18 protein-coding genes are annotated in these 23,416 nt (G+C 63.4%); 16 read left to right on the forward strand and 2 right to left on the reverse strand.

Annotation, left to right across the window (positions count from 1 at the left end; all coding sequences use genetic code 11):
* Positions 1-176: 176 nt before the first annotated feature.
* Positions 177-1,193: an ABC transporter substrate-binding protein gene (locus DZG07_RS15960; protein WP_091911900.1), complete on the reverse strand. Its 1,017-nt coding sequence runs from the start codon at positions 1,191-1,193 to the stop codon at positions 177-179.
* Positions 1,194-1,359: 166 nt separating this feature from the next.
* Positions 1,360-4,146: a type VI secretion system ATPase TssH gene (tssH, locus tag DZG07_RS15965; RefSeq protein ID WP_119818561.1), complete on the reverse strand. Its 2,787-nt coding sequence runs from the start codon at positions 4,144-4,146 to the stop codon at positions 1,360-1,362.
* A gap of 328 nt (positions 4,147-4,474) precedes the next feature.
* Here tssH and tssA point away from each other — a divergent pair, with 328 nt between their 5' ends.
* From tssA to DZG07_RS23915, 16 genes are read left to right on the forward strand one after another with little or no spacing between them, the layout of a single operon-like run.
* Positions 4,475-5,647, forward strand: a complete 1,173-nt coding sequence (gene tssA / locus DZG07_RS15970; protein WP_091912265.1) for a type VI secretion system protein TssA — start codon at positions 4,475-4,477, stop codon at positions 5,645-5,647.
* Between the two features lie 6 nt (positions 5,648-5,653).
* Positions 5,654-6,190, forward strand: coding sequence for a type VI secretion system contractile sheath small subunit (tssB, locus tag DZG07_RS15975; RefSeq protein WP_091911904.1), 537 nt, complete (start codon positions 5,654-5,656; stop codon positions 6,188-6,190).
* Positions 6,191-6,193: 3 nt separating this feature from the next.
* Positions 6,194-7,702, forward strand: a complete 1,509-nt coding sequence (gene tssC / locus DZG07_RS15980) for a type VI secretion system contractile sheath large subunit (RefSeq protein ID WP_091911906.1) — start codon at positions 6,194-6,196, stop codon at positions 7,700-7,702.
* Between the two features lie 26 nt (positions 7,703-7,728).
* Entirely contained in the window at positions 7,729-8,181 is a 453-nt protein-coding gene (tssD, locus tag DZG07_RS15985) for a type VI secretion system tube protein TssD (protein WP_091911908.1), read from the forward strand.
* Between the two features lie 27 nt (positions 8,182-8,208).
* Positions 8,209-8,928 carry a type VI secretion system baseplate subunit TssE gene (gene tssE / locus DZG07_RS15990; RefSeq protein WP_119818564.1) on the forward strand — a complete coding sequence of 240 codons (720 nt, stop codon included), beginning with the start codon at positions 8,209-8,211 and terminating at the stop codon, positions 8,926-8,928.
* A gap of 2 nt (positions 8,929-8,930) precedes the next feature.
* The gene (gene tssF, locus DZG07_RS15995) at positions 8,931-10,805 is read left to right on the forward strand and encodes a type VI secretion system baseplate subunit TssF (RefSeq protein ID WP_119818566.1); all 1,875 of its coding nucleotides are present in this window, start codon (positions 8,931-8,933) and stop codon (positions 10,803-10,805) included.
* Positions 10,769-11,827, forward strand: a complete 1,059-nt coding sequence (gene tssG, locus DZG07_RS16000; protein ID WP_119818569.1) for a type VI secretion system baseplate subunit TssG — start codon at positions 10,769-10,771, stop codon at positions 11,825-11,827. Before tssF ends, tssG begins: the two co-directional genes overlap by 37 nt.
* Positions 11,824-13,116 (forward strand): type VI secretion system-associated FHA domain protein TagH, encoded by a 1,293-nt coding sequence (gene tagH, locus DZG07_RS16005; RefSeq protein ID WP_119818572.1) that lies wholly within the window; start codon positions 11,824-11,826, stop codon positions 13,114-13,116. The genes tssG and tagH overlap by 4 nt, the downstream gene beginning before the upstream one ends.
* 3 nt (positions 13,117-13,119) lie before the next feature.
* The gene (tssJ, locus tag DZG07_RS16010) at positions 13,120-13,569 is read left to right on the forward strand and encodes a type VI secretion system lipoprotein TssJ (RefSeq protein ID WP_091911918.1); all 450 of its coding nucleotides are present in this window, start codon (positions 13,120-13,122) and stop codon (positions 13,567-13,569) included.
* Positions 13,570-13,582: 13 nt separating this feature from the next.
* Positions 13,583-14,917, forward strand: coding sequence for a type VI secretion system baseplate subunit TssK (tssK, locus tag DZG07_RS16015; RefSeq protein WP_091911920.1), 1,335 nt, complete (start codon positions 13,583-13,585; stop codon positions 14,915-14,917).
* 4 nt (positions 14,918-14,921) lie between these two features.
* Complete coding sequence (icmH, locus tag DZG07_RS16020) at positions 14,922-16,247, forward strand: type IVB secretion system protein IcmH/DotU (protein ID WP_119818575.1); 1,326 nt, start codon at positions 14,922-14,924, stop codon at positions 16,245-16,247.
* Position 16,248: 1 nt separating this feature from the next.
* Positions 16,249-19,779, forward strand: coding sequence for a type VI secretion system membrane subunit TssM (gene tssM / locus DZG07_RS16025; RefSeq protein ID WP_119818578.1), 3,531 nt, complete (start codon positions 16,249-16,251; stop codon positions 19,777-19,779).
* Positions 19,761-20,294 carry a type VI secretion system-associated protein TagF gene (gene tagF / locus DZG07_RS16030; RefSeq protein ID WP_119818581.1) on the forward strand — a complete coding sequence of 178 codons (534 nt, stop codon included), beginning with the start codon at positions 19,761-19,763 and terminating at the stop codon, positions 20,292-20,294. The genes tssM and tagF overlap by 19 nt, the downstream gene beginning before the upstream one ends.
* Positions 20,294-21,391 (forward strand): DUF2169 domain-containing protein, encoded by a 1,098-nt coding sequence (locus DZG07_RS16035; RefSeq protein WP_119821790.1) that lies wholly within the window; start codon positions 20,294-20,296, stop codon positions 21,389-21,391. The genes tagF and DZG07_RS16035 overlap by 1 nt, the downstream gene beginning before the upstream one ends.
* Positions 21,388-22,404: a 3-oxoacyl-ACP synthase gene (locus tag DZG07_RS16040; RefSeq protein ID WP_091911928.1), complete on the forward strand. Its 1,017-nt coding sequence runs from the start codon at positions 21,388-21,390 to the stop codon at positions 22,402-22,404. The genes DZG07_RS16035 and DZG07_RS16040 overlap by 4 nt, the downstream gene beginning before the upstream one ends.
* A complete protein-coding gene (locus tag DZG07_RS23915) occupies positions 22,404-23,411 on the forward strand; it encodes a PAAR-like domain-containing protein (protein WP_162931637.1) in 1,008 nt (335 codons plus the stop codon). The genes DZG07_RS16040 and DZG07_RS23915 overlap by 1 nt, the downstream gene beginning before the upstream one ends.
* Positions 23,412-23,416 lie beyond the last annotated feature (5 nt).

A 23,416-nucleotide genomic window follows, 5' to 3' on the forward strand; every position in this document is an offset into this window, starting at 1 on the left:
ACCCCCACTCCGTCTCGGCTTCGCCGAGCCACCTCTCCCCCTCAAAAGGGGAGAGGAAGGGAGCCAGCCTTGCGGACGGCATTTCCTCTCCCCCGTCGATCGGGGGAGAGGTGGCTCGGCGAAGCCGAGACGGAGTGGGGGTCGAATTTCATATGCGACCGCCCTTGGGCCGGCACTTACATCCCGAAGACTTCGTTCCAGCGGTCGACCCAATCGGTCTTGGCGGCGTTGAGCTTTTCGTAGTCCACCGGCTTCAGCGAGGCGATCATGTCGGCGCCGTAGGTCCAGAGCTTGGCCTGTTCCGGGGTCAGTTTGACCGAGGTAACGACCGGCGCATCGACGCCGTTTTCGGCAGTCTTTTGCTGAACTTCCGGCGACAGGATGAAGTTGATGAACTCGTGCGCAAGATCGACATTGGCAGCACCCTTGGGGATGTTGACCGTGTTCAGCGTCGCGATCGCACCGTCGGACAGATCGGCCCAGACTGCGGTCGGGACGGCTGCCTGGATCTGCGCGAGGGTAAAGTCCTGGGCGACTGCGGCGCTGATTTCGCCGGTCGAGAACAGGTTCACCAGTTCGGAACCGGTGTTGTAGTTCTTCACCACATTGGGCTTCAGCTCCTCGACGGCCTTGAAGGCGGCGTCGCTGTCGGCGAAGGGATCGACACCGGCATGGGCGCCGGCGATCATCACCGCCATCGGGCCGGCGGTCGTGGTGATGCCGGGCAGCGAAAGCTGGCTCTTGAAGTCTTCCTTCCACAGATCGTTCCACGAGGTGATCGGCGTCTTCACCTTGGCGGAATCGTAGATCACGCCGACGCGGCCGATCGTGTAGGCCGGGCCGAAGTCCCCTTGCGGCGCCTTGGCCATGTCGTAGATGCCTGCGAGATTTGGCAGCTTCGCCTTGTCGACCGGCTGGAAAAGGCCTTCGGCAATGCCGATCTGCGAATAGGCGTCGGTGAAATAGGCGACATCGACGCCCTCGCCGCCGCGGATCTTGATCTTGTTGAGGCGGTCGGCGTTGTTGCCGGTCTCGAACACGATCTCGCAGCCGCATTTCTCCTTGAACGGCTTGATGATGTACTCATCCAGCTTGTCGCCGTTGAACCCCCACCAGGAAATCGTCAGCGTCTTGGACTGCGCCCAGGCCGGCGCACTGGCAATCGATGCCGCCAGGCAAGCCGCAGCAGCCATGACGATGGTTTGAACTCTTTTCACTTTGACGCCTCTTGTTGTTTTGATCCCGGCGGTTTCTACAGCCGCACCGCATGGCGAGGAAGCCTATTTTCGCATCAGGAAACAGGCAAGGCCAAAGATTGTGCATTGCACATCATTATCGAGCGGCGGGAAAAGCCGAGAGCTATTCGAAGGCGTAGGTGAAGCCCTCGTCGGATGCGCCGACGGTGACCTTGGCCAGCTTTTCGCCGTCGATCGACCGGTTCAGCACACCACGGCTCATGCTTGGCAAAAGCGTGTTGGTCAGGATCGCATCGATCATGCGGCCGCCCGATTCGATCTCGGTGCAGCGCGCCTTGATCATTTCCATCACGCCGTCGCCGATGACCAGTTCGGCGTCGTGGCTGGCGCGCAGCCGTCGGGCGATCTTGGCAAACTGGATGCGCGTTATCGCCTCGATCATCGAGCCGGACAGCGGATAGTAGGGAATGGTGACGACACGGCCCAGGAATGCCGCCGGAAAGACTTTCAGCAGCGGTGCGCGCAGCGATGCGTCGAGGTCTTCGATGGCCTCGCGCTTCTGGCCGCCCTCCGTCTTATGCATGATGACTTCGGAGCCTACATTGGAGGTCAGCAAGATCAGCGTGTTGCGGAAATCGATCCGCCGCCCCTCGCTGTCGTCCATCATGCCCTTGTCAAAGACCTGGAAGAAGATTTCGTGGACGTCCGGATGGGCCTTCTCGACCTCGTCGAGCAGGATCACCGAATAGGGGCGCCGACGCACGGCTTCTGTGAGGATGCCGCCCTTGCCGTAGCCGACATAGCCGGGAGGCGCACCCTTGAGTGTCGAGACGGTATGCGCTTCCTGAAACTCCGACATGTTGATGGAAATGAGGTTCTGCTCGCCGCCGTAGAGTGTCTCGGCAAGGGCAAGTGCCGTCTCGGTCTTGCCGACGCCGGAGGGGCCGCACAGCAGGAAGACGCCGACCGGCTTTTCCGGTGCGCCGAGGCCGGCGCGGCTGATCTGCACGCGCTTGGCGATCATCTCCATGGCATGATCCTGCCCAACGACGCGCTCGGCCAGCACGCCGGCCAGACGCAGCGCCTTCTCGGTCTGGCTGGTCAGCATCCGCCCGGTCGGGATGCCGGTCCAGTCCTGCACGACCGAAGCAACCGCATTGCGGTCGACGGAGAGCAGGATCAGCGGGGTTTCGCCCTGCATTTCAGCCAGCTCGGCCATGAGGCCCTTGAGGCGGGTCAGATCAGCGGTGTTGGCGGGTGGCGCGGCCTCGGCTTCCGGCGGCAGTTCCGCGACGATCGGAGCGTCCTCTGCACTTGCCGGAGCTTCAGCGCCGACCAGTTCGGCAACGGGCTGCTTAGCGACTTCCTCTTCGGCAGGAGTCTCCTGGCCCGTCGTGACGGCATCAAGCGGAACGCCCTCGCCGCGCAGCTTTGCGCGAACCTCCAGGATATCGGCAACAACGGTCTTTTCGCGTTCCCAACGCGCCTCGGCGGCAGCCAGGGCGGCGTCGGTTTCCTCGATGCCCGTGTCGACACGCGCCTGCCTGTCGACGGCATCGATGCCGATCGCGGTTTCGCGGCCAATGATGCCTTTTTCCACTTCCAGCGCCTGGCGGCGGCGCATCAGATCTTCCACCTCGGCAGGCCGCGAATGCTGCGAGATCGCGACGCGGGCGCAGGCCGTATCGAGCAGGCTCACCGCCTTGTCGGGAAGCTGGCGGGCCGGGATGTAGCGGTGCGAAAGCTGCACCGCCGTCTCGATCGCCTCATCGAGTATCTGCACCTGATGGTGCTTTTCCAGCGTGCCGGCAACGCCGCGCAGCATCAGGATGGCAGCGGCCTCGTCGGGCTCGTCGACCTTTACCGTCTGGAAGCGGCGGGTGAGTGCGGGGTCCTTCTCGATATGCTGCTTGTATTCGGCCCAGGTGGTCGCGGCGATGGTGCGCAGTTCGCCGCGCGCCAGTGCAGGCTTCAGCAGGTTCGCGGCGTCACCCGTGCCGGCGGCACCGCCTGCCCCGATCAGCGTGTGGGCCTCGTCGATGAACAGGATCACCGGCGTCTCGGAGGACTGTACTTCGTCAATGACAGCCTTGAGCCGTTTCTCGAACTCGCCCTTGACGCTGGCGCCGGCCTGCATCAGGCCGATATCGAGCATGCGCAGGCTGACATTCTGCAGCATCGGCGGCACGTCGCCCTCGGCGATGCGCAGCGCAAAGCCCTCGACCACCGCCGTCTTGCCGACGCCGGCCTCGCCAGTCAGGATCGGGTTGTTCTGGCGGCGGCGCATCAGGATATCGACGATCTGGCGGATCTCGGGATCGCGGCCGACCACGGCATCGAGCTTGCCTTCGCGGGCCCTTGCGGTCAGGTCGGTCGAATATTTGGCAAGTGCTGAATCGCCCCCCGGCGCGCGCCGAAGAGGTGCGGCCTCGGCGACCGGTGCGGGACCAGCCGCCTCGAGCGAGCCGGACACCACATCGTCCAGGCGCGCGATGACGCCGTCGGCATCGATCTTGTCGAACTCCGGGCTGATCTTGGACAGAAGCCCGTCGAGAACGGGTGTCTTCAGCGCGGCCAGGATCACATAGGCGCCGCGAACCTCATCCGCGCCGAACTCGATCGACGCCAGGTTCCAGGCCTCCTGGATGGCGTGGAAGATGTGGTCGGAGAACTCCTCGATCGAGGTTGCGCCATAGGGCAGCTTGTCGATGGCACGAGACATGTCGGCGGCCAGGCGGCTCGCATCGACGCCAGCGTCGGCAAGGATGAGTTGCACGTCCGCCCGATCCGACAACACAAGTTGCTCGATCCAGTGGACAAGTTCCACATAAGGATTGCCGCGGAGCTTTGCTGCATCCGCCGCTGCCTTGAAGGCGCGCACACAGGTCGGATTGAGTTTTCCGACCAATTCCTTGCGCTTGAAACCTTGCGATGACTTGCGTTGCTGCATGACGGCTCCGATACGACTGGTTCCTATCGTTTGTGCGTCTCTTCAAAACGTCATCACATGAATAAGAAGTACGTTTCCCCTGATTGTGCGAGTTTACAAAGCTTTGGGAAAATCGTGACTTCCCAATCAACGCCTCAAAACTGAAGCCGATAGCCATAATTGCATATCTGTTGTGGCAAGTGTGATATTTGTCATATTCATGCAAACAGAGGAAAAGTAAATTTCCTTAGTCATGAAATCAAGATGCTGAAAGCTTTGTAGGATAACTGCCTGATTTGTGGTAAATCTAGGCTCCGTTCGGTGACGGAATCCACCGATGGTGGTGAAGATGATTGATTTATCTTCCTGGTTGAGTCCGCTGGACGGAGAAAGTCCTTCCGGGGAGAGTCTGCGTAATAACAGGGACTTCCATGAACTGGAACGTCTCATGCAGCCGCAAATCGAAGTGGCGCGCGATGAACGCAACAACCCGTCCTCCCGAACAGAAATTCCACCCGACTGGTCGGCAGTACTTGAGAAGGCAGAAGAACTGCGCACGCAGGGACGTGATCTGCGGCTTCTGGTCTTTGTTACACGGGCGCTGACCAATCTTTACGGACTGGCCGGGCTGAAGGACGGCCTGACGCTGATTGCCGGCACCTTCGACGCACATTGGGAGACGATGCACCCCGAATTGCGGCCGGATGCGCCTCCGCGCGATGCAGCACTCAGGCGCATCAACGCCCTCATGCAGTTGCAGAACGACCAGGACGGGCCGCTGGGCGACCTGCGGCGGATGACGATGTTCGAGCCGCGCGGCGGCCTCGGCCCGATTACGGGCCGTGACCTCGAGCTAGGCACGCTGGACGGCCGGGCGATGCTGAAGGAAGCCGCCTCCGGATTGAACGACGCGGAGAAGACCGAGCTTGCCAACAGGCACGACCAGCTCGTGGACCGCGTGCGCAAGGGATGCCTGACGCAGTTCGACAATGCGCCTGCCGAAATGACGGAGATGCTCGGCAACGCCCGCGAGGCGGTGGCCGCACTCTATGCCGTCGAAGTGGCGCTCAATGCACGCCTGGGTGACGGCAATGTCGCCATTGCCGATCTGAAAAAGTTCCTCGAGCGCGTTCTTGCCACGCTGGAGCGCGGCGCGACCGGCCAGACGGCGACAGGCGCGAGCAACCCCGCCGAGGCGGCACCCGAGATCCAGCAGCCGGTCACCAACGGGCATGCTGCGCCGATTTACAACGGAACAACGAGCACCGGAACCATGGGCGTCTTTCCCGATCGCCTCACGTCGCGAGAAGACGTGCTGAAGTGCCTCGATCTCATCGTCGCCTTCTACGACCGCACCGAGCCATCGAGCCCGATCCCGCATCTGGCGCGACGGGTCCGGCGAATGGTGCCGATGGATTTCGTGGAACTGATGGAGGACCTCGCCCCCTCCGGCCTCAAGGAATTCCGGCTTCTCGCCGGCGAACCCGAAAACAGAAAAACCGCCCAAAAGGACGAAAGGTGACCGACGATGAGCGAAAGCAAAGCCAAGGTGATCGAACGAAATCGGGCGCCCCGCGTCCAGATTTCCTATGACGTCGAAACATATGGAAGCCCGACAACCGTCGAACTGCCGGTGGTCATGGGTGTGATGGCCGATCTTTCCGGCGCATCGCAAACGCCGGAGGCGCAGAAGTCGGTTCTGGACCGCACTTTCGTCGAGACCGACGCAAACCGCTTCAAGCGCTTCATGGAAGCGCTCGGACCCAGGGTGAAAGCGCGGGTTCCCAACAAGCTGCCCCAGCCCGAAGGCCAGGAGCGCGACGAGGAACTGCCGATCGATCTCACCTTCACCAGCATGGGCGACTTCGCCCCCGACAAGATCGCCGAGCAGGTTCCGCAACTGGCTGAAATCCTGAAGATGCGGCGCCAGCTCGAGGAGCTTCTGGGCTTCATGGACGGGCGTGTCGACGCTGAAAAACGCATCGCCCAGATGCTGAACAACGAACCGCTGCTCGGGCAGATCGCCGAACAGGCGCTGAGCGACAGTGACAAGGCGGAGGGCTGAGCCATGGCCGAGCAGGAAAAAGTCGCCGCGAACGGCGCAGCCGAGGCGGAAGCCGTAGACCTGGGTGAGTTCAGCGAACTTCTGGAAAAGGATTTTCGCGTCAAGAAGGACGACAGCGAGAAACTGCAGGGTCTGGTCCGCAATCTGGCGCTTGCCGCCCGCTCGCGCTCCGAGACGACCGCGATCTCGTCCAATGCGATCAAGTCGATCAAGTCGCTCATCGCCGGCATCGACAAGATGCTGACGATCCAGATGAACGAAATCCTCCACGCGCCGGAAGTGCGCGAAATGGAGGGGACCTGGCGCGGCCTCTGGTATCTGATCAACAATACCGAGACGGATCAGAAACTGAAGATCCGGGTGATGAACATCTCCAAGCAGCAACTGGCCGAAACGCTCGAAGACTACGAAGGCCAGATGTGGGACCAGAGCCCGATCTTCAAGAAGATCTACACCGAAGAATATTCGATGCTCGGTGGCGCGCCCTATACCTATCTGATGGGGGCCTACGAGTTCTCGAACCATCCGCAGGATGTCGGGCTGCTGCGCAATCTGTCTGGCATCTGCGCCTCTGCGCATACGCCTTTCATTGCCGCAGCCTCACCCCGCCTGTTCCGCATGGACAGCTGGCAGGAACTGCCCAATCCGCAGGACCTCCAGATGATCGTCTCCAATCCGGCCTACGCGTCGTGGCAGTCGCTGCGCGAGAGCGAGGATTCGCGATACATCGGGCTGACCATGCCGCGCGTTTTGGCGCGGCTGCCCTATGGCGCGGAGACGGTGCCGGTGAAGGGCTTCTCCTTCGAGGAGGAGGTCGAGAAAGACCACAACAAATATGTCTGGATGAATGCCGCCTTCCCGATGAGCGTCAACATCAACCGCAGCCACAAGCTGTTTGGCTGGGGCACGCAGATACGCGGCGTGGAAAACGGCGGCACGGTCATCAACCTGCCGGTGCACACCTTCCCGACCGACGACGGCTCGGTCGCTATGAAATGCCCGACTGAAGTCGCGATCGACGACCGGCGCGAGGCGGAGCTCGCCAAGCTCGGCCTGATGCCGATCCTGCATCGCAAGAACACCGACCTGGCTTCGTTCATCGGTGCGCATTCGCTGCAGGATGACGAAACGCGGGCCGGCCGGCTGGTCGATCCCGATGCCCAGTCAAATGAGCGGCTGAGCGCCAACCTGCCCTATCTGTTCCCGGTTTCGCGCTTCGCGCACTACCTCAAGGCGATCGCGCGCGACAAGGTCGGCTCGTTCAAGGAGCGGTCCGACATGCAGATTTGGCTGACCGAGTGGATCAACCGCTATGTGCTGGCCAACCCGGCCTTCGCCGACGACAAGGCCCGCGCCAAGCGCCCGCTCGCCGCCGCCGAGGTGCAGGTGGACAGCGTCGAAGGCCGACCGGGCTACTACGCGGCCCGCTTCTATCTACGCCCGCACTATCAGTTGGAAGGCATCAACGCCTCGCTCCGGCTCGTCTCCGAGCTGCCTTCCGTCAAGCAGTAATCATTTGAGCACGATGGAGAACGGAAATGAAACTGGATGGTTTTCTCAAGGTTCCCGACATCAAAGGCCCCAGTGGCCGCGAGGGGCACAGCGACGAAATAGAAATACACGGGATGGAATACGGCATGGTCGCGCCGCATGATCCCAACTCGCTATCGCGCCGTGGCCGCGTGGCCCTCGGCGTCATCAAGTTCATCAAGCACTACGACCAGTCCTCGCCCTATCTGAAGCAGGCGCTGTTCAAGAACAAGAAGCTGGACGAGGTGAAATTCTCGGCCCGCCGGACCATCGAGGAAAAGAGCAGCGACTACCTGGTGATCACGCTGACCGATGCCTCGGTGATCGCATACGACATGAAGCCCAGCGAGCTTGAGCCCGACCTGCTCGAGGAAATCGTCGGTTTTGCCTACAAGAAGATCAAGTTCGAATACGAGGAAGGCAAGCACTCGGCCGAAATGGACGTCAGTGTCGGCGTTTGATCTCCACGACGACTTTCCGGTAGCGAGATGAGCAAGAGCCGCAGCCCTACTCAGGCAAGACGCGAGGCGGTCCAACCTTCACTTTGGGACCGCCTCGTCAATGATTTGCCGGGCGTGAACTCCGACATCGACGGGCTTCAGCAGGCCGTTCGGACCGAGATCGGATCGGATCGGGTTGATGTTCTGCTCGAAGGCGGAGCGCGGACGATCGAGGCGGACGCCGCGCTGACGAAGGACCAGAAGCGAAGCCTGCATCGCCTGATCTTCCAGAACCAGCGGCGCATGGAACTGGAAACCCGCGGTATCGTGGTTTCGGCGGAGGTTCTGCGCGAGGCGGTGCGGCGCGACATCGAGGCGCTGTTCAACACCGAGCGCTTCGAGGCAACGCCGCTGCTCACCGCTTTCGAGGCCGACCAGCTCGGCGACGATCCGCCGTCGCTGGACGACTTTCCCGAGGTGCGGCGCAGCGTGGTCAATTACGGCGTGCCGTCCTTTTCGGGCCGTTCCGCCCGCGATTTCGACCGTGAGGCGCTGGCGCGGGAAATCCGCAGCGTGCTTGCGGCATTCGAGCCGCGGCTGAAGGAAAGCGCGACGAAGGTCACCGTCAACAGCGGCGACAAGAGCGTGGGGCTCTCCATCGAAATCGACGCGGTGCTGATGATGTCGCCGACGCCCGAACGGATGCGCCTGCGAACGATGATCGACCTCGACAATGGCTCGGCACGGACCGATTTGAAGGATGTCTGACAATGGACAGGGTCTTCCTGGAATATTACGAGGAGGAACTGACCCACATCCGCGCGCTCGCAACCGAGTTCGCGGACATGCATCCGGCCGTTGCCCGCAACCTGTCGCTCGATACGGTGCCCTGCCCCGACCCTTATGTGGAGCGGCTGCTTGATGGCGTCGCCTTTCTCGCGGCACGCACCAGGCTGAAGGTCGATGCGGAGCGCGCGCGGTTTTCCCGCAGCGTGCTCGAGGTGCTGTATCCCGATCTGGTTGCCTCAACGCCTGCGACAGCGATCGTGGTGCTGAAGCCGGGACAGCAGGTCCAGACCATGCTCGCCGGCCATGTCGTGAAACGCGGCACGCGGCTGGTATCGGGCCTGCAACCCGGCCTGTCGACGCGCTGCACCTACACCACCGCGCAGGATGTGACGCTGTGGCCGCTGGCGATCACCTCGATCGGCTATATTCAGGATCGAAGCGCGCTGGCAGCGGCCGGCATCGCGCCGGTCAACGGCGTCGGCGGCGAAGCAGCGCTGCGGCTGACCTTTGCGCGCACAGGCAAGGGCAAGCTCAACGAGTTGGCGCTCGACCGGCTCGACCTCTACTTTTCCGAACGCACGAAAGCGCCGCTTCTCTTCGATACGCTGTTCGGCAGCTGCGTTGGCGTCGCGGCCCGCCCTGAAGGCCGGGACCACCGGCCCTCGCCCTTGCCGGCGCTGGAAATGATCGGCATTCGCGACGACGAGGCGCTGATGCCGCGCACGCGCCCGACCTTCGAGGGTTATCGGTTGCTGCGGGAATATTTCGTCATGCCCGAGCGGTTCCATTTCGCGCGCATCGACGGGCTGCAACGCGTCGTGCGGCAATGCGAGGCCGGGCTTGAAGTCATTTTCCTGCTGCGGCGGCCAGTGCCGGAACTTGCCGATCTGACGCCCGGAGATTTCGAGCTTTTCGCGACACCGATCATCAATCTCTTCGAGCGCGAGTGCAATGTGATCGAGCTCGACAAGCGCCGCACGCGGCAGGTGCTGCACGCCGACCGCACGCGGCCGCGCGATTTCGAGATATACCGCCCGATCCGGGTCGAGGATGCCGATGTCGAGGGCCCTGACGCGGACATTCCGGCGCTGTTCAGCCTGGGACAGAACCGTGGCAGCGGCTGGGTCTACTCGACCGAACGACGTCCGCGCCGAGCGACCGAGGACGAAAGACGCCAGGGCCAGACCCGCACCTCCTATGCCGGCGACGATGTATTCCTGGCGATTTCGCGGCCTGCAGGCACCGAGCCGGGCCGGCCGCTGAAGCGCGTCGATATCGCGGCACTGTGCACCAATCGCGACCTGCCGATCCTTGACGACACGCCGACGCTGACGCTCGAAAGCGGCGATCCGGTCGAGGCGGTGAAGCTGCTCGGCTCGATGCGCCCGCCACGCGCCGCCATTCCCGCCACGCTGCCAGCGGGTGCGGCTGGCGAATCCCGCGCCGACGATCTGGCATGGCGGCTGGTCGCGCAGCTCTCGCTCAACTTCCTCAGTCTTGCCGAAGAAGGCCGCGGCGCCGAGCCGCTGCACGCACTGCTCGATCTCTATGCCGATCGCGGCGATCCGGGACTGGCGCGGCATGTGCGCTCGATCACCCGCGTCGAAACGCGCCCGGTGGTCGAGCGGCTGCCGATCGACGGGCCGATGTGTTTCGGCCGCGGCACGGAGGTGACGCTTCATATCGATCAGTCTGTGCTGGCGGGACAAAGTGCGCTGCTGCTTTCGGCACTGCTTTCGCAGCTATTCGCCCGCCATGCCGCGATCAACGCATTCGTGCGCACCCGCACACGGCTGACCCGGAAACAGGAGGATGTGCCATGGCCGATGACGCCCGGCAGTCGCTGCCTGATCTAGGCACGATCACGCCCCCCGATGAGACCTACGATTTCTTCGAACTGCTGCGGCAGCTTGAGGGCGACGGCCGGCTGTTCGGTCACTCCGGCAGGCCGGATCATGAACCGGCGCGGCTCGGCCAGCATGTGCGGCTCGATTTTGCGTTGAGCGATGTGGTGGCGGTTCGCCAGCCGGTGGACAATTCCCCTGCCCGCGTCACGGTCGCCAATCTGGGATTGATGGGGCCGGAAGGCCCGCTGCCGATCCACCTGACGCGCTGGGTGCTCGACCGGCTGTCGCAGCGCTGGTTCGCGGGTGCTGCGGCGCGCGAAACCAGCGACACGACCTTCGTCGATTTCGCCAACATCCTGCAGCACCGGATGATCGCGCTGTTCTACCGGGCGTGGGCGGACGCGCATCCGGCAGTGCAGGTCGAGCGCAAGGTCGGCGGCCGCGTGCGTTCCATGCTGGAGACGCTGTCCGGCATCGGTCTGCCCGGCATGCTCGGACCAAAATCTTCAGAACTCTATGCGGTCAAGCTGCGCCAAGCCCCAGCGCTCGCCCATCAGGTGGAAGGCCCGGAGCGCCTGACGCAGTTCCTGGCCGAGGCGCTTAACGTATCGGTCCAGCTCAAGGAATTCGTCGGCGTCTGGACCGCTGTTCCCGCTAAGCTGCAGACCCGGCTTGGCAGCGCCTATGCCGCTCTCTGCCGTGGGGCGACGATCGGGCCACGGATATTCCAGCGGCAAAGCCGTATCGAGCTTCGCGTCGGACCGGTTGCGTTGGCGGATTACGAGGCGTTCCTGCCCGGCGGCAAGCGGCTGGAGCTTCTGCGGACGGCCGTCCGCGAACTGGTCGGCGACGTGCTCGATGTCGATGTGCGCATCGTTCTCGCGCGCCAGGAGATCCCAGCGGCCAAGCTCGGAACGGCGCGGCTCGCCCGCACCACATGGCTGCCGCAAAAGAGCGAGCGCGCCGACGCGGAGGACCTGCTGATGCGGGTCGCGGTTGGCTGGCGGCCAGAAATGGCGGAGGCGGCATGAGCCTCATTCTCACACTTGAGCAAGGACCGCGGCCCCAGGCAATGCGCCAGGCCAGCCTGCAGGACGGCGAACTGGTGATCGGCCGCAGCACCGAGGCGGATTGGCGCCTGGACGACCCCGACATGTTCGTTTCGCGCGCCCATTGCACGATTGCGAGCGGCCCGGACGGCTATACCGTGACCGACACGTCGAGCAGCGGCTTGTTCGTCGACGATGCCCACGGCCCGCTGGGTGCCGGCAATTCGACAGCCTTGCGCCACGGCATGCGGCTGCGTCTGGGTGACTACGTGCTGCGTGTCGACCTTCAGGATGCCGCCACGGCCCAGCCTTCTCCCTTCGCCTCCCCCGCAGCCGCCTCGCGGGCGCCGGTAGCCATCGACCGCGACGACTTCTTTTCCGCCCGCGTGGAGGAAGAGCCGAAGCGGCAAAGGCCGGCCGATCTGCCAAACCCGTTCGAGCATCCAGAGCCGGGCGCATACCATGCGTCGGAACGTTCGGAAGTCAGGCTGCGGTCTTCGCCGGCTTTCGACGACCCGTTCAGCATGGATCCCGTCGCCACGCCGAAACCCGACGAGGAAAAAAGCGACGGTTTTGAGGGAAACAGCCCGTTTTTCGGAGGGCCGGTTTCGGGAACGAGGCTTGAGCCGCAGAGCACACCGGCCGAGCGGCAGCCGGCGCCCAGGCCCGCACCAGTCCAGAAGCCGGCGGCTGCTCCATCCGACAGCGCGCTTCGCGAAGCTTTCCTGCGCGGCATGGGGTTGAACGCTGCCGCGCTGCCAACGAATGACGCCATTGCCGAGATGGAAGAGTTCGGCCGCGAATACCGGCTGATGATGGACGGGCTGATGCAGCTTCTGCGCAAGCGCGCCGAGGAGAAAGGCAATGCCCGTATCGCCCAGACCGTGGTGCAGGCGTCCGGCGTCAACCCGCTCAAATTCCTGCCGACCGTGGAGGACGCGCTGGAGACGCTGATTGCCGAAAGCAGCCCGGGGTTTCTGCCCGCCGATGCCGCGATCAAGGACGCAGTGCGCGATCTCGCCCATCACCATGTCAGCGCCTGGCGCGGCATACAGGGCGCGCTGCGGCACATGATCGACCGCTTCGATCCGGCCACGATCGAAGCGGAACTCAAATCGCATTCGAAGGCGGACGTGCTCCTGGCCGGCGGTCGCCGCGCCAAGCTCTGGGACCTCTATCTGCAACGCCACCGCGAGATCGCCACGAACGCCGAGACGCGTTTCATGGGCGAGATCGGCGCCGATTTCCGCAACGCTTACGAACAGGAGTAGTGCATGATCCACCGACGCGGTTTTCTCATCGCAATTGGCGCGACTGGCCTTTCAGCCTGCGTCGGCGCACCCAAACCAGCCATGGTCACCGTGGCCCTGAAGGGCGAAGCGGGCATGAACAAAGGGCCTGACGGCACCGATCGCCCGGTCACCGTGCTGATCCTGCGGCTGAAGAGCCTCGGAGCGTTCAATTCGGCCGACTATTTCGCCCTGCAGGGCGATCCGTCTGCCGCGCTTGGTGCCGATCTCGTCGGGCTAGACCGGATTGCGGTTGCTCCGGGCGCAAGCACGTCCAAGACAATCGGCTTCGAGCCGGAAGCGCCTTACATGGGCGTCGTCGCGCTTGTGAGAGAACCGGATGGGCGCAACTGGCGCGCCTCGTCGCCGGTCAATCCGAAATCCAAGGTAACGAAGAATGTGACGCTCGGCCCGGGCGGCCTGTCGCTCGGCTGACGGAGAGAAACGCATGAGCGATTCCAACAGGGTGCTTTGGTCCGAGGGTCTGTTTCTTCGCACACAGCACTTCCAGCAGCAGGACCGCCACACCGAGGACATGCTGCGTGGCGCGTTGCAAGCCGGCCGGTTGCAGACATACGGCTTCCGGTCGTTGACGCTTGACGAGTCGATGCTGGAGGCCGGGCGGATCGCGATCCTGTCGGCGCGCGGGATACTGCCCGACGGCACGCCCTTCGCCATTCCGGAGACGATGGACGCGCCGACGCCGCTGGCAATCACGCCCGAAACGGGCGCAGGCGCGGTTCTGCTTGCCCTGCCGCTGGAACCGCCAGGCGGGGCAAGCTTCGATCCTGCCCATGCCGAGCCGACCGGCGCGCGTTATCGCGGTCGCATCGAGTGGGTGCGTGATGCCGTGCATGGCGGTGCGGATGCCGAGGAAGTCGAGATCGCCCGGCCGCAATCGCTGCTGCTCGCCCCGACTTCTGCGGTTGGCGGCTATACGGCGATGCCGGTCGCCGAAATACAGGGGTTGCGCGCCGATGGCGGGATATCGCTGGTCGAAAATTTCCTGCCGCCTGCATTGGTGACCGACGCGGTGCCCTGGTATTCGCAACTGCTTCAGGAGGTTATCACCGGTCTCGACCGCATCGCAGACGCGCATGGCAAGATGGTGCTGGGTGGACCGGGACGCAGTGTCGAAAACCTGCTGGTGCTCAACCTCGCCAACGAGGCGCGGCCACGGCTGGCGCATATGCTGGCGCAGGAGCTGTTTCATCCGGCCGAGCTGTTTCTGGAACTCGCAGGGCTCGCCGGACGCATGGCGACCTATGGTTCGGGCTCGCGGCGGCTGACCGAACTGCCGATCTACGATCATATGGCACCCGGCCCCGCCTTCTCCGCGCTTGCCGATACGCTGCGCTCGCTGATCCTCAGCCTGCGCTATGTCGAGCCGAAGTCGCGGGCCCTGCCCGTCATGCGGCACGCAACCAACGTCTGGAAGATCCGCATCGACAATCCGAAGGTGCTGACCGCCAGCCGCATCGTGGTGCGGGTGGGTTCGGAACTGTCGGACGAACAGTTGCGCAAGATTTTCGTCAATCAGGTGACAGTGGGTTCGGCCGACGAATTCGAGGCGCTGTGGAAATCGCGCCTGCCGGGTATCCCGCTCAAACCCCTGCATTCGCAGCCGCGCGAAATTCCCTATGACGGCGACCGGCTTTGCCTGGAACTCGACCAGCGCAGCGAACACTGGGCCTCGCTTCTCGACGCGCCGGGCTTCGTCATCGGGGTTTCCGGCGTGCTGCCAAGCGAGCCGCAGGTCGACTGCTATTCGGTGAACAGGTGAGGCGATGAGCAGGGACGATCCATTCGGCCTCTCCGACGATCGCGATCGCACCCGCATCCGCCTTGTCGCGGCACCGCCGCCCGTGCGGCAATACCCGGTTCCACCGCCCGGCGCGCCGCTGAAGCGGACAAGGGCGCATCCCAATGCGCTCATCAACGCGTTTGCGCCGCTGCTGGAATTCGCGCCTGAAATGGAAAACGCGCTGCCGCCGGAAAACCCGGAGGCATTGCGCACGCGGCTGCTGGAAGAACTCGTGACGGCGCGCGACGCCGCCATTGCCGGCGGCTCCTCGCTGGCGCGCGCGGATGCGGCGGCATGGTCGGTCGCAGCATTGCTCGACGATCTCGCGCTCAACACGCCCTGGGGCGGCGCCAGTGCCTGGCCGCGCCAGCCGCTCGTGGTGATGCTGCGCGGCGACGTCGATGCCGGCACGCAGTTCTTTGCGCGGCTGGAAGAGCTCGAGCGCCATCCCAACCGCGACCGCGAACTGCTTGAATTGCAATATCAATGCCTGTCGCTCGGCTTTCGCGGCAAGTATCGCGTGCCGGGCCGTGCCGGCGACCGCTCGATCAGCGCCGTGCGCGCATCGGCCGCCCGCTTCCTGCGCAATGCGGATGCCGAGACCGCGCCGCTTTCACCGCACTGGAGAGGTGTGATCGCGGCGGATGAGCCGTCGCGTTTCATCGTGCCTATCTGGGTTCTGGGGGCAATCGCAGTGGTGCTTGCAACGGCAATGCATATCGGGCTTTCGATGCGATTGAGCGGTGAAGCTGAAAAGCTCACCACGCTTGTCGGTGCCCTGCCTCCCTTCGAGCGCGCGGCAATCGTGCGGGCGCCGCGCGAACAGCCCGCACCCGCGGCCGAGCCGGTCGGTGTCGGGCTGCTGCCGGAATTCCAGGCTGCTGCCCCCGCCAATCTGGCTCAGGCGCTGAAGGGGCGCGAAAATGTTTCGCTGACCACGCTGATCATCCAGAGCACCAATCCGGAAGTGTTCCAGTCGTCCCGCGCCCAGCTCACCGACGGGTTCGAGCCACTGATCGCCTCGCTTGCCCGCGTGATCCAGGACAACCAGGAGCTGGTCGGCGATATCCTCGTCGTCGGCCATACCGACAGCGTGCCGCTCCAGTCGAGCAATCCGCTTTCGACGAACCAGCGCCTGTCCGAGGCGCGCGCCGTGACGATCGCCAACATACTGATCGAGAACGGCGTGCCGCGCGAACGCATCCGTGCCGAGGGCCGCGCCGCGACCAAACCCGTTGCCGACAACAAGACGCGCGCCGGCCGCGCGGCGAACCGGCGCGTTGAAGTGCTGATCGAGAAGAGGATGTAGCATGTTCATATTGCGCCTCCTCTGGGCTGTCCTGACTTCGCGCTGGCTCTGGACCCTGATCGGCCTGTCGCTGCTGTCGCTGCTGATCTGGGTGTTCGGCCCGATCGTCAGCATCGGCGACAGTGCGCCTTTCGCGTCTGAGACCGTGCGGATGGCGCTGATCGCGCTGCTGGTGATCCTGTGGCTCGTCTGGCTGATCCTCGCCCAGCGCCGCGCCATCCGCGCCAACCGCCTGTTCGTGGCCGAGATCGCCGCCCCGGTGGAAAAGCCGCTCAGTGCCGGAGACCAAAGCGTCGCTGCGGTCGGGGCTAAATTCCAGGACATCATGAACGAGCTGAAGCGGCGCAAGCTCGGTGGGCGCAAGTTCCTGCGCGAAATGCCGTGGTATGTCATCATCGGCCCGCCTGCGACCGGCAAGACCACGGCGCTGCGCCAATCCGGGCTGAACTTCCCGATCGACCTGACCGACGATCTGCAAGGCGTTGGCGGCACGCGCAATTGCGACTGGTTCTTTGCCGAGAACTCGGTGCTGATCGACACCGCCGGCCGCTATGTCCAGCAGGAAAGCCAGCCCGATGTCGATGCCACCGAATGGCTCGGCTTCCTCGACCTCCTGAAGAAGCATCGCGGGCAGCGCGCGCTGAACGGCGTCATACTGGCGCTTTCGGTCGATGCGCTCTCGGAGGACGATGCGGCGCTGAAGGCGCATGGACGCAAGCTACGCAAGCGGCTGATGGAATTGCAGGAGCGGCTGCAAATCCGCCTGCCGGTCTACCTGATGCTGACCAAGGCGGACCTCATCAAAGGTTTTGAGGCCTTCTTCGGCGGCATGTCGACCGCCGACCGTGAGCAGGTCTGGGGTGCGACCTTCGCACCCGGCGTGCGCGTCGATGGCAACGAGGTGGCCAAGGAACTCTCGGCGCTTTCGACCGAGCTCGAACGCCGCATGATCCCGCGCATGGAAAGCGAGGAAAGCTTAGCCGTGCGTGCCGAAATATTCCGCTTTCCGGCACAGGTGGAAAGCCTGTCGGAGCCGATCCGCGTGCTTGTCGAGACCATCTTTGGCGAAAGCCGCTACGAGGACAGCGCCTGGCTGCGCGGCATCTACTTTACCTCGGCCACCCAGGAAGGCGCGCCGATCGACCGGCTGACGGCAGCGCTGACATCCTCGTTTGGCCTGCCTGCGCCGAGAATGGCGCAAGCTCAGCGTATCGACCGACGCAGTTTTTTCCTGAAGAACCTGCTGACCGAAGTGATCTTCAAGGAGGCCGGGCTCGGTATATTCGATCCGGCGGCGATAAGGCGGCGCGCCTGGATATGGCGCGGAGCAGCGGCCGCTGCGACGGCAGCCGTGTTGATCGCCGGGGCCTTTTCCATATTCTCCTATCGCAACAACAGCGTGGCGATTGCCGCTCAGGCAAACCAGCTCGAAGGACTGCAACCGCTGTTGACCCAGATTGCGACGCAGCCGGCACCTGTGGACCCTCTCGATCTGAACGACGCGCTCACGGCAGTGAACCGGGTCGCCGATGCGCGAACCGCTGTGCCCGGCGGCGTGCAGGAACTGATCGGACCAACGGCGGCCGTAGAACTCACCCGCGCCCAGACCGACGCCTATGATCATACGCTGCAGAACATCCTCGAACCGCGCATGGTGGCGTTGCTCGAGGCGACGATGTGGCGGCAGATCCGCGATCCGGAATTCCAGCTCGGGGCGCTGAAGACCTACCGCATGATGACCGGCCTGGCGCAGATGGATACCGACTTCGCGCAGCAATGGTGGGTGGAGCAGCTGCCGAAATTCGCGCCCATACCGCCCTTCCCCAACCAACCCGCTGCCGACCACCAGGTCGCGGCGATCGCCGCCATGGCAACCCAGGACAGCTACATCAAGCCCGACGACGCGCTGGTGGGTGAATCGCTGAAGAGCATCTGCTCGATCTCGCTGCCGCAGCGCGCCTACAACGCACTGCTGGCCGATCCGGCCGTCACGTCGCTGAAGGACTGGATACCGGCCAACTTTGCCGGCCCCAACGGCGCCAAGGTGTTCACCCGCCGTTCGGACAAGACGCTGCGCATCGGCCTGCCCGGCGTCTTCACCTATGCCGGCTTCCACGATGTGGTGTTGGACCGGCTGCAGGATACGGCAGCACAGGCCGCACTCGACCGAGCGGTGTTTGCCGGCGGCTGCACCGAAAACTCCGAAACCTCGGTGGCCGCACTCTCGGAGGATATTCTCAAGCTCTATTATGAGGATTTCATCGCCAAATGGGACGGCCTGCTGCGCGACATCCGGCTTTCGCCCCTGCCCGATCTCCAGACCGCCAACGACAATCTCAAGGATCTTTCCAGCGCCGATTCCGCCCTGCGCCGCCTGCTCAACGCGGTCGTGCGCGAGACCGAGCTTAACCGGCCCGACGATGATGGCGGCCCGGCTGTTCCGCCCAAAGGTGCATCGAAAATCCTCTCCAAGCTGGGCAAGATCGGCAAGCTCGCCTCCAGCGGGGCAAAGCTGCTGCCCAGCCTCGGGGCGTCGTCCAAGGTGGACATAACCGGCGGCCCGGTGGCCGAGCATTTCAAGCCGCTGAAGGGCGCGGTCGCAGAAGTCGACGGCAAGCCGCCGGCACTGGATGCGGCGACCGCGGCGATGACCGCACTTTCCAACGTGCTGCAGACCATCACCGCCAGCCCCAACCCGCAGGACGCCGTCAAGAAGCAAGGTGGGCTGGCCGAACTGACCGGCGCGGTGGCCAAGCAGGCGATGATACTGCCGCCACCCGTCGACGAATGGCTGTCGGGCATCGCCAGCGACACCACCGGCCTGACCGAAAAGGCGGTGACCTCCGAGCTCAACGCCATCTGGCGCGCTGACGTCATGCCTTTCTGCCAGGCAGCGCTCACCAACCGCTACCCGTTCGACCCCGCGAGCACGATCGACGTCAATGTTGCCGACTTCCAGCGCCTGTTCGCCCCCGGCGGGCTGATCGACGCCTTCATCAACACGCATCTCGTCAGCTATGTCGACACCACCGCCAAGCCGTGGAAGTGGCGTGCCGATTTCGGTCTCGATGCCTCCGCGCTCGCCGCTTTCGAACAGGCGCGACATATCCGCGACGACCTGTTTCCCGGAGGCACAGGGCCGGTGATGAATTTTACGCTGGAGCCCAAGGACCTGTCGCCGACGGTGATGCGCGTGACGCTGAATGTCGACGGGCAGAGCCTGATCTACTTCAACAACGCCACGCGCCCGCAGCCGATGACGTGGCCGGGCAAGGACGGCACCGGCGTGATTACGCTCGCCTTCCAGCCGATGGACGGTTCACCCGAAATCATGGTGAGCGAAACCGGCGCCTGGGCGTGGCTGAGAATGCTGCGCGGCGGCCAGTTCAGCCCCACCGGCCTGCCGGAAGCCTACAAGCTTCGGCTCACCACCCACGGCTTTTACGCCGACTTCGAGCTCAAGGCGGCAAGTGTCGAGAATCCCTACAATCTTCAGATGTTCGCGAGGTTCACATGCCCGACGAAGATCTGATCCTTCCGGGCTATTTCGGCAAGCTGCCGACCGCCGGCGACTTCGTCACCGGGGGGCTCGCGAGCGGCTTCGTTCAGCCCTGGGATCGCTGGCTATCCCGGCATCTGGCAAGGCACTTCGAGCCGCCGCATCCGCCGTTGCGGTTTCTGCTTGGCCCGGACGCCTTCGGGCCGATGGCCGGGGTCGTGATGCCGAGCACCGACCGTATCAGCCGCCGCTTTCCGCTGACGCTTGCAGCAGCCGTGCCGGAAGCTATCACCGGCATGACGATTGCCGCCGAAGACTGGTTCGAGGCACTCGAAGAAATCGGAGACCTGGCACGAAGCGGCAAGATCGATGCCAATGCGCTCGCGGCAAATCTGGCGACCCTGCCCTTCCCGGCGGCGACTGCTGAAGGCGAGCCGGTTCGGCGCATGGCATTCTGGAAGCCGTCGTCAGACCTCATCGACGTCGACCCCGAGGCTCCGCGCGCGGCACTCGATTATCTGCTGGCCGAATGCCGGGAGGCCGGCTGATGCAGGTATGGAACCAGAAGGGCTATCCGCACGAATTCACGATGGGGATGGACAAGGCCGGACACGAATACATCGTCATCGTGGTGAAGGGTACATTCGACTTTCCCAGCACACCGGGCGGCCCGGTGCGCAAGTCGGCCGAACAGGTGCCGCTGGTCATGGCCGACACGCAGACCGGCGAGCCCGGTTATTCGGCCACTCTGTGGGAAACCGATTTCGCCTTCCGCAAACCGCGATGCGACGTGGTTGCCAATGGCTGCGCATATGCTCCGGGCGGGCGCCCTGCCGAGCGTGTGCCGGTCGGGATCAAAGTCGGGAACTGGTCGAAGCTGTTCGAGGTCGTCGGCCACCGCGAATGGCGCGCGATCGGCGCTGTGTTTACCTCCACCGCGCCACGGCCTTTCCTCAAGATGCCGATCACCTACGACAATGCCTGGGGCGGCGTCGACAGGCTCAATCCCGAAGAACAGCTTCCCGGGGCCTATCTGCGCAACCCCGTTGGCGTCGGCTGGGCGCAGACGAAAAATCAACGTTTCATTCCAGGGCTTCGACTGCCCAACACGCAGGCTGTCGGCGAGGAGATCCGCTCGCCCTTTGGCGATTATTCGCCGATGAGTTTCGGCCCGATGGGGCGCGGCTGGCCCGGCCGCATCGAATATGGCGGCACCTACGATCAGAACTGGATCGACAACATCTTCCCGTTCCTGCCGCCGGATTTCGATGATCGCTATTATCAGATAGCGCCGGCTGACCAGCAGATCGACATGCCGCGCGGCGGCGAAGAGGTGCAACTGGTCAATCTGACGCCAGAGGGCCGCGTAAGCTTTCGCCTGCCTCCAACGGCGCTGCCGATGACGCTGTTCAAGGGCCGCGCCAAAACTTTCGAGGGCAATGTCTATCCCGACACAATCCTGTTCGATCCGGACAACCGGCGTTTCTCCCTGATCTGGAGAGTATCGCAGCGCATTCACCGCACCATTCTTGATTTTTCGGAATGTTGGGTTGGCCCACCCACGGAATCGATGCTGAGAGCGCGTGCGATGGGGCGCCGTTACATTCGCGCGCAGGCAGGGGCACAGAAGGAGGAAGACGCTTGAGCGCTTCCCTCGATATCGTCTCGATTGGCATGGTGACCGCAGTCGGCCTCGATGCGCCGTCCTCATGTGCCGCGATGCGGGCGCGGCTGGACGGTTTCCAGGAAACGCGCTTTATCGGCCCCGCCGGAGAGTGGCTGATCGGAGCACCCGTGCCGCTGCCGCGTAACTGGATTGGAGAGAAACGTCTCGCGCATATGGCGGCGGGCGCGATTTGTGAGGCTTTTGAAAAAGTTCCTGAGGCGCGTGGCCAGACGGCATTGATTCTGTGCCTGGCCGAGGAAGATCGGCCAGGACGTCCGGTGCTTGATGCTTCACGCCTGCTGCGCAGCATAGCCGAGATCGTCGAAGTCGAGCCGCATGCGCCATCGCGTATCGTGGCGCACGGCCGTCCTTCCGGACATGTAGCGCTCGACCAGGCGCGGAAGCTCCTCGCCTCGGGCGAGACGCCTTATGTCATGATCGCGGGAGTGGACAGTTACCTGACCACGAACACGGTTTCTCATTATGTTGGACAGTCCAGACTGCTCAATCAGAGCAATCCGAACGGGTTCATACCTGGAGAAGCGGCAGCCGCCGTTTTATGCTCGCGTAGTACGAGCGGTGGTTTTAGGCTTGGGGGACTAGGGCTTTCCCGGGAAACGGCGTCAATCTACAACAAACAAGACCTGCCCTTGCGTGGCGATGGTCTTGCCGAAGCCTACAAGGCAGCACTGCAGCAGACAGATCTCGGTGCTATCGGATATCGCATCTCCGACCTGATTGGAGAGCAATATTGGTTCAAGCAGAACGCCCTTGCAGTATTGCGCGTCCAGCGGGTCCGCAACGAGTTCCAGGACATTTGGTCGCCAAGCGAATCTCTGGGGAATGTTGGCGCGGCGGTTGTACCGGTCATGCTGGGGATTGCACATACAGCGGCATTGAAGGGTTACGCTGCGGGCAACCCTGTCCTCGTTGATGCTTCGAATGACTCAGGCGCCTGCGGAGCGGCGGTTTTCCTGGCAAGAGCTGCCTGATGTCTGGCGTTTTCGCAAATGGCCTCGAGATTTCGGGCAAAGCCGTCGGGGCCAAGACAATAGCGGCTCTTCCTGATGTGTGCTTCACGCCGCCTGAAAATCCAGCCACTCCACCCGGTGTTCCGATCCCCTATCCCAGTTTCGGCTTTGCCTCCGACACAGAACAAGGAACCGGGACGGTCACGATCGGCGGCAAGACGGTCAACATCAAGAACAAGTCGGACTTGACCAAAACCAGCGGTACGGAAGCTGGCTGCGCTGCCAAGAAGGGTGTCGTCACCTCAAAGAACACCGGTAAGGAATTCTTCAAATCGTGGTCACCAGACGTGAAATTCGACGGCGAGCCGGTTATCCGCATGAGCGATCTTGCCACCAACAATCACGCGTCTGACCCACCCAATGCCCCTCCATGGCCACATATTGCAGGGGTCAACCCGGCAACCGCGTCGTGTGCTGAGATTTTAGGTGCTCTCAATCTTCGGCTTCATCGGCACGAGGACAGCCCTTGTGAGCCGGAAGACCGCCTTGGCAAAACAAACAAGGATACATTCGAGCAATCCGACCACATTGTCCAAACCGCCTGCTTCACTGAGGGACGCGATGGGCCTCCGATACCCACGGCTGGGCCGAAAGCAAAATATGACATAAACAAGGCCCCCTGCGTTTGTCTAAAGGACGCCAGCAAGCGCGAGACACAGCACGGCGAAAAGTCGGCCACGCAGCGGCAATCGAAGCGCGATTGGGTGGCAAAGAAAAAGAACGACGCGTCCTGGCAGCCAACTTACAAGGATGCGCGGGAAGATAATCTCGACGCAATGAAGGACGCCCTTGATCCTCAGATCAACGATGGTCCGAATGGCGAAGAGCATCCTGCGGTAGGATGCTTGAGAACTGCTTGCGACGACTATTTCAAGGAGGAGTTGGGGATGACGGATGATACGCCCGTGAAAATCCCTCACAAGTCGTACCCCGCCCCCGCCGTACCCAGTGGCGCCCCGGTAAGCTAGAGGTG

The sequence above is a fragment of the Mesorhizobium sp. DCY119 genome (assembly GCF_003590645.1).
Lineage (GTDB): Bacteria > Pseudomonadota > Alphaproteobacteria > Rhizobiales > Rhizobiaceae > Mesorhizobium_M.

Coding starts and splice junctions, on each gene's coding strand:
- tssE (WP_119818564.1), top strand. CDS start 8,209: ATGAGCAAGAGCCGCAGCCCTACTCAGGCAAGACGCGAGGCGGTCCAA.
- tssH (WP_119818561.1), bottom strand. CDS start 4,146: ATGCAGCAACGCAAGTCATCGCAAGGTTTCAAGCGCAAGGAATTGGTC.
- tssD (WP_091911908.1), top strand. CDS start 7,729: ATGAAACTGGATGGTTTTCTCAAGGTTCCCGACATCAAAGGCCCCAGT.
- tssF (WP_119818566.1), top strand. CDS start 8,931: ATGGACAGGGTCTTCCTGGAATATTACGAGGAGGAACTGACCCACATC.
- tssC (WP_091911906.1), top strand. CDS start 6,194: ATGGCCGAGCAGGAAAAAGTCGCCGCGAACGGCGCAGCCGAGGCGGAA.
- tssB (WP_091911904.1), top strand. CDS start 5,654: ATGAGCGAAAGCAAAGCCAAGGTGATCGAACGAAATCGGGCGCCCCGC.
- DZG07_RS16035 (WP_119821790.1), top strand. CDS start 20,294: ATGCAGGTATGGAACCAGAAGGGCTATCCGCACGAATTCACGATGGGG.
- tagH (WP_119818572.1), top strand. CDS start 11,824: ATGAGCCTCATTCTCACACTTGAGCAAGGACCGCGGCCCCAGGCAATG.
- tssM (WP_119818578.1), top strand. CDS start 16,249: ATGTTCATATTGCGCCTCCTCTGGGCTGTCCTGACTTCGCGCTGGCTC.
- tssG (WP_119818569.1), top strand. CDS start 10,769: ATGGCCGATGACGCCCGGCAGTCGCTGCCTGATCTAGGCACGATCACG.
- tssJ (WP_091911918.1), top strand. CDS start 13,120: ATGATCCACCGACGCGGTTTTCTCATCGCAATTGGCGCGACTGGCCTT.
- icmH (WP_119818575.1), top strand. CDS start 14,922: ATGAGCAGGGACGATCCATTCGGCCTCTCCGACGATCGCGATCGCACC.
- DZG07_RS15960 (WP_091911900.1), bottom strand. CDS start 1,193: ATGGCTGCTGCGGCTTGCCTGGCGGCATCGATTGCCAGTGCGCCGGCC.
- DZG07_RS23915 (WP_162931637.1), top strand. CDS start 22,404: ATGTCTGGCGTTTTCGCAAATGGCCTCGAGATTTCGGGCAAAGCCGTC.
- tssA (WP_091912265.1), top strand. CDS start 4,475: ATGATTGATTTATCTTCCTGGTTGAGTCCGCTGGACGGAGAAAGTCCT.
- tssK (WP_091911920.1), top strand. CDS start 13,583: ATGAGCGATTCCAACAGGGTGCTTTGGTCCGAGGGTCTGTTTCTTCGC.
- tagF (WP_119818581.1), top strand. CDS start 19,761: ATGCCCGACGAAGATCTGATCCTTCCGGGCTATTTCGGCAAGCTGCCG.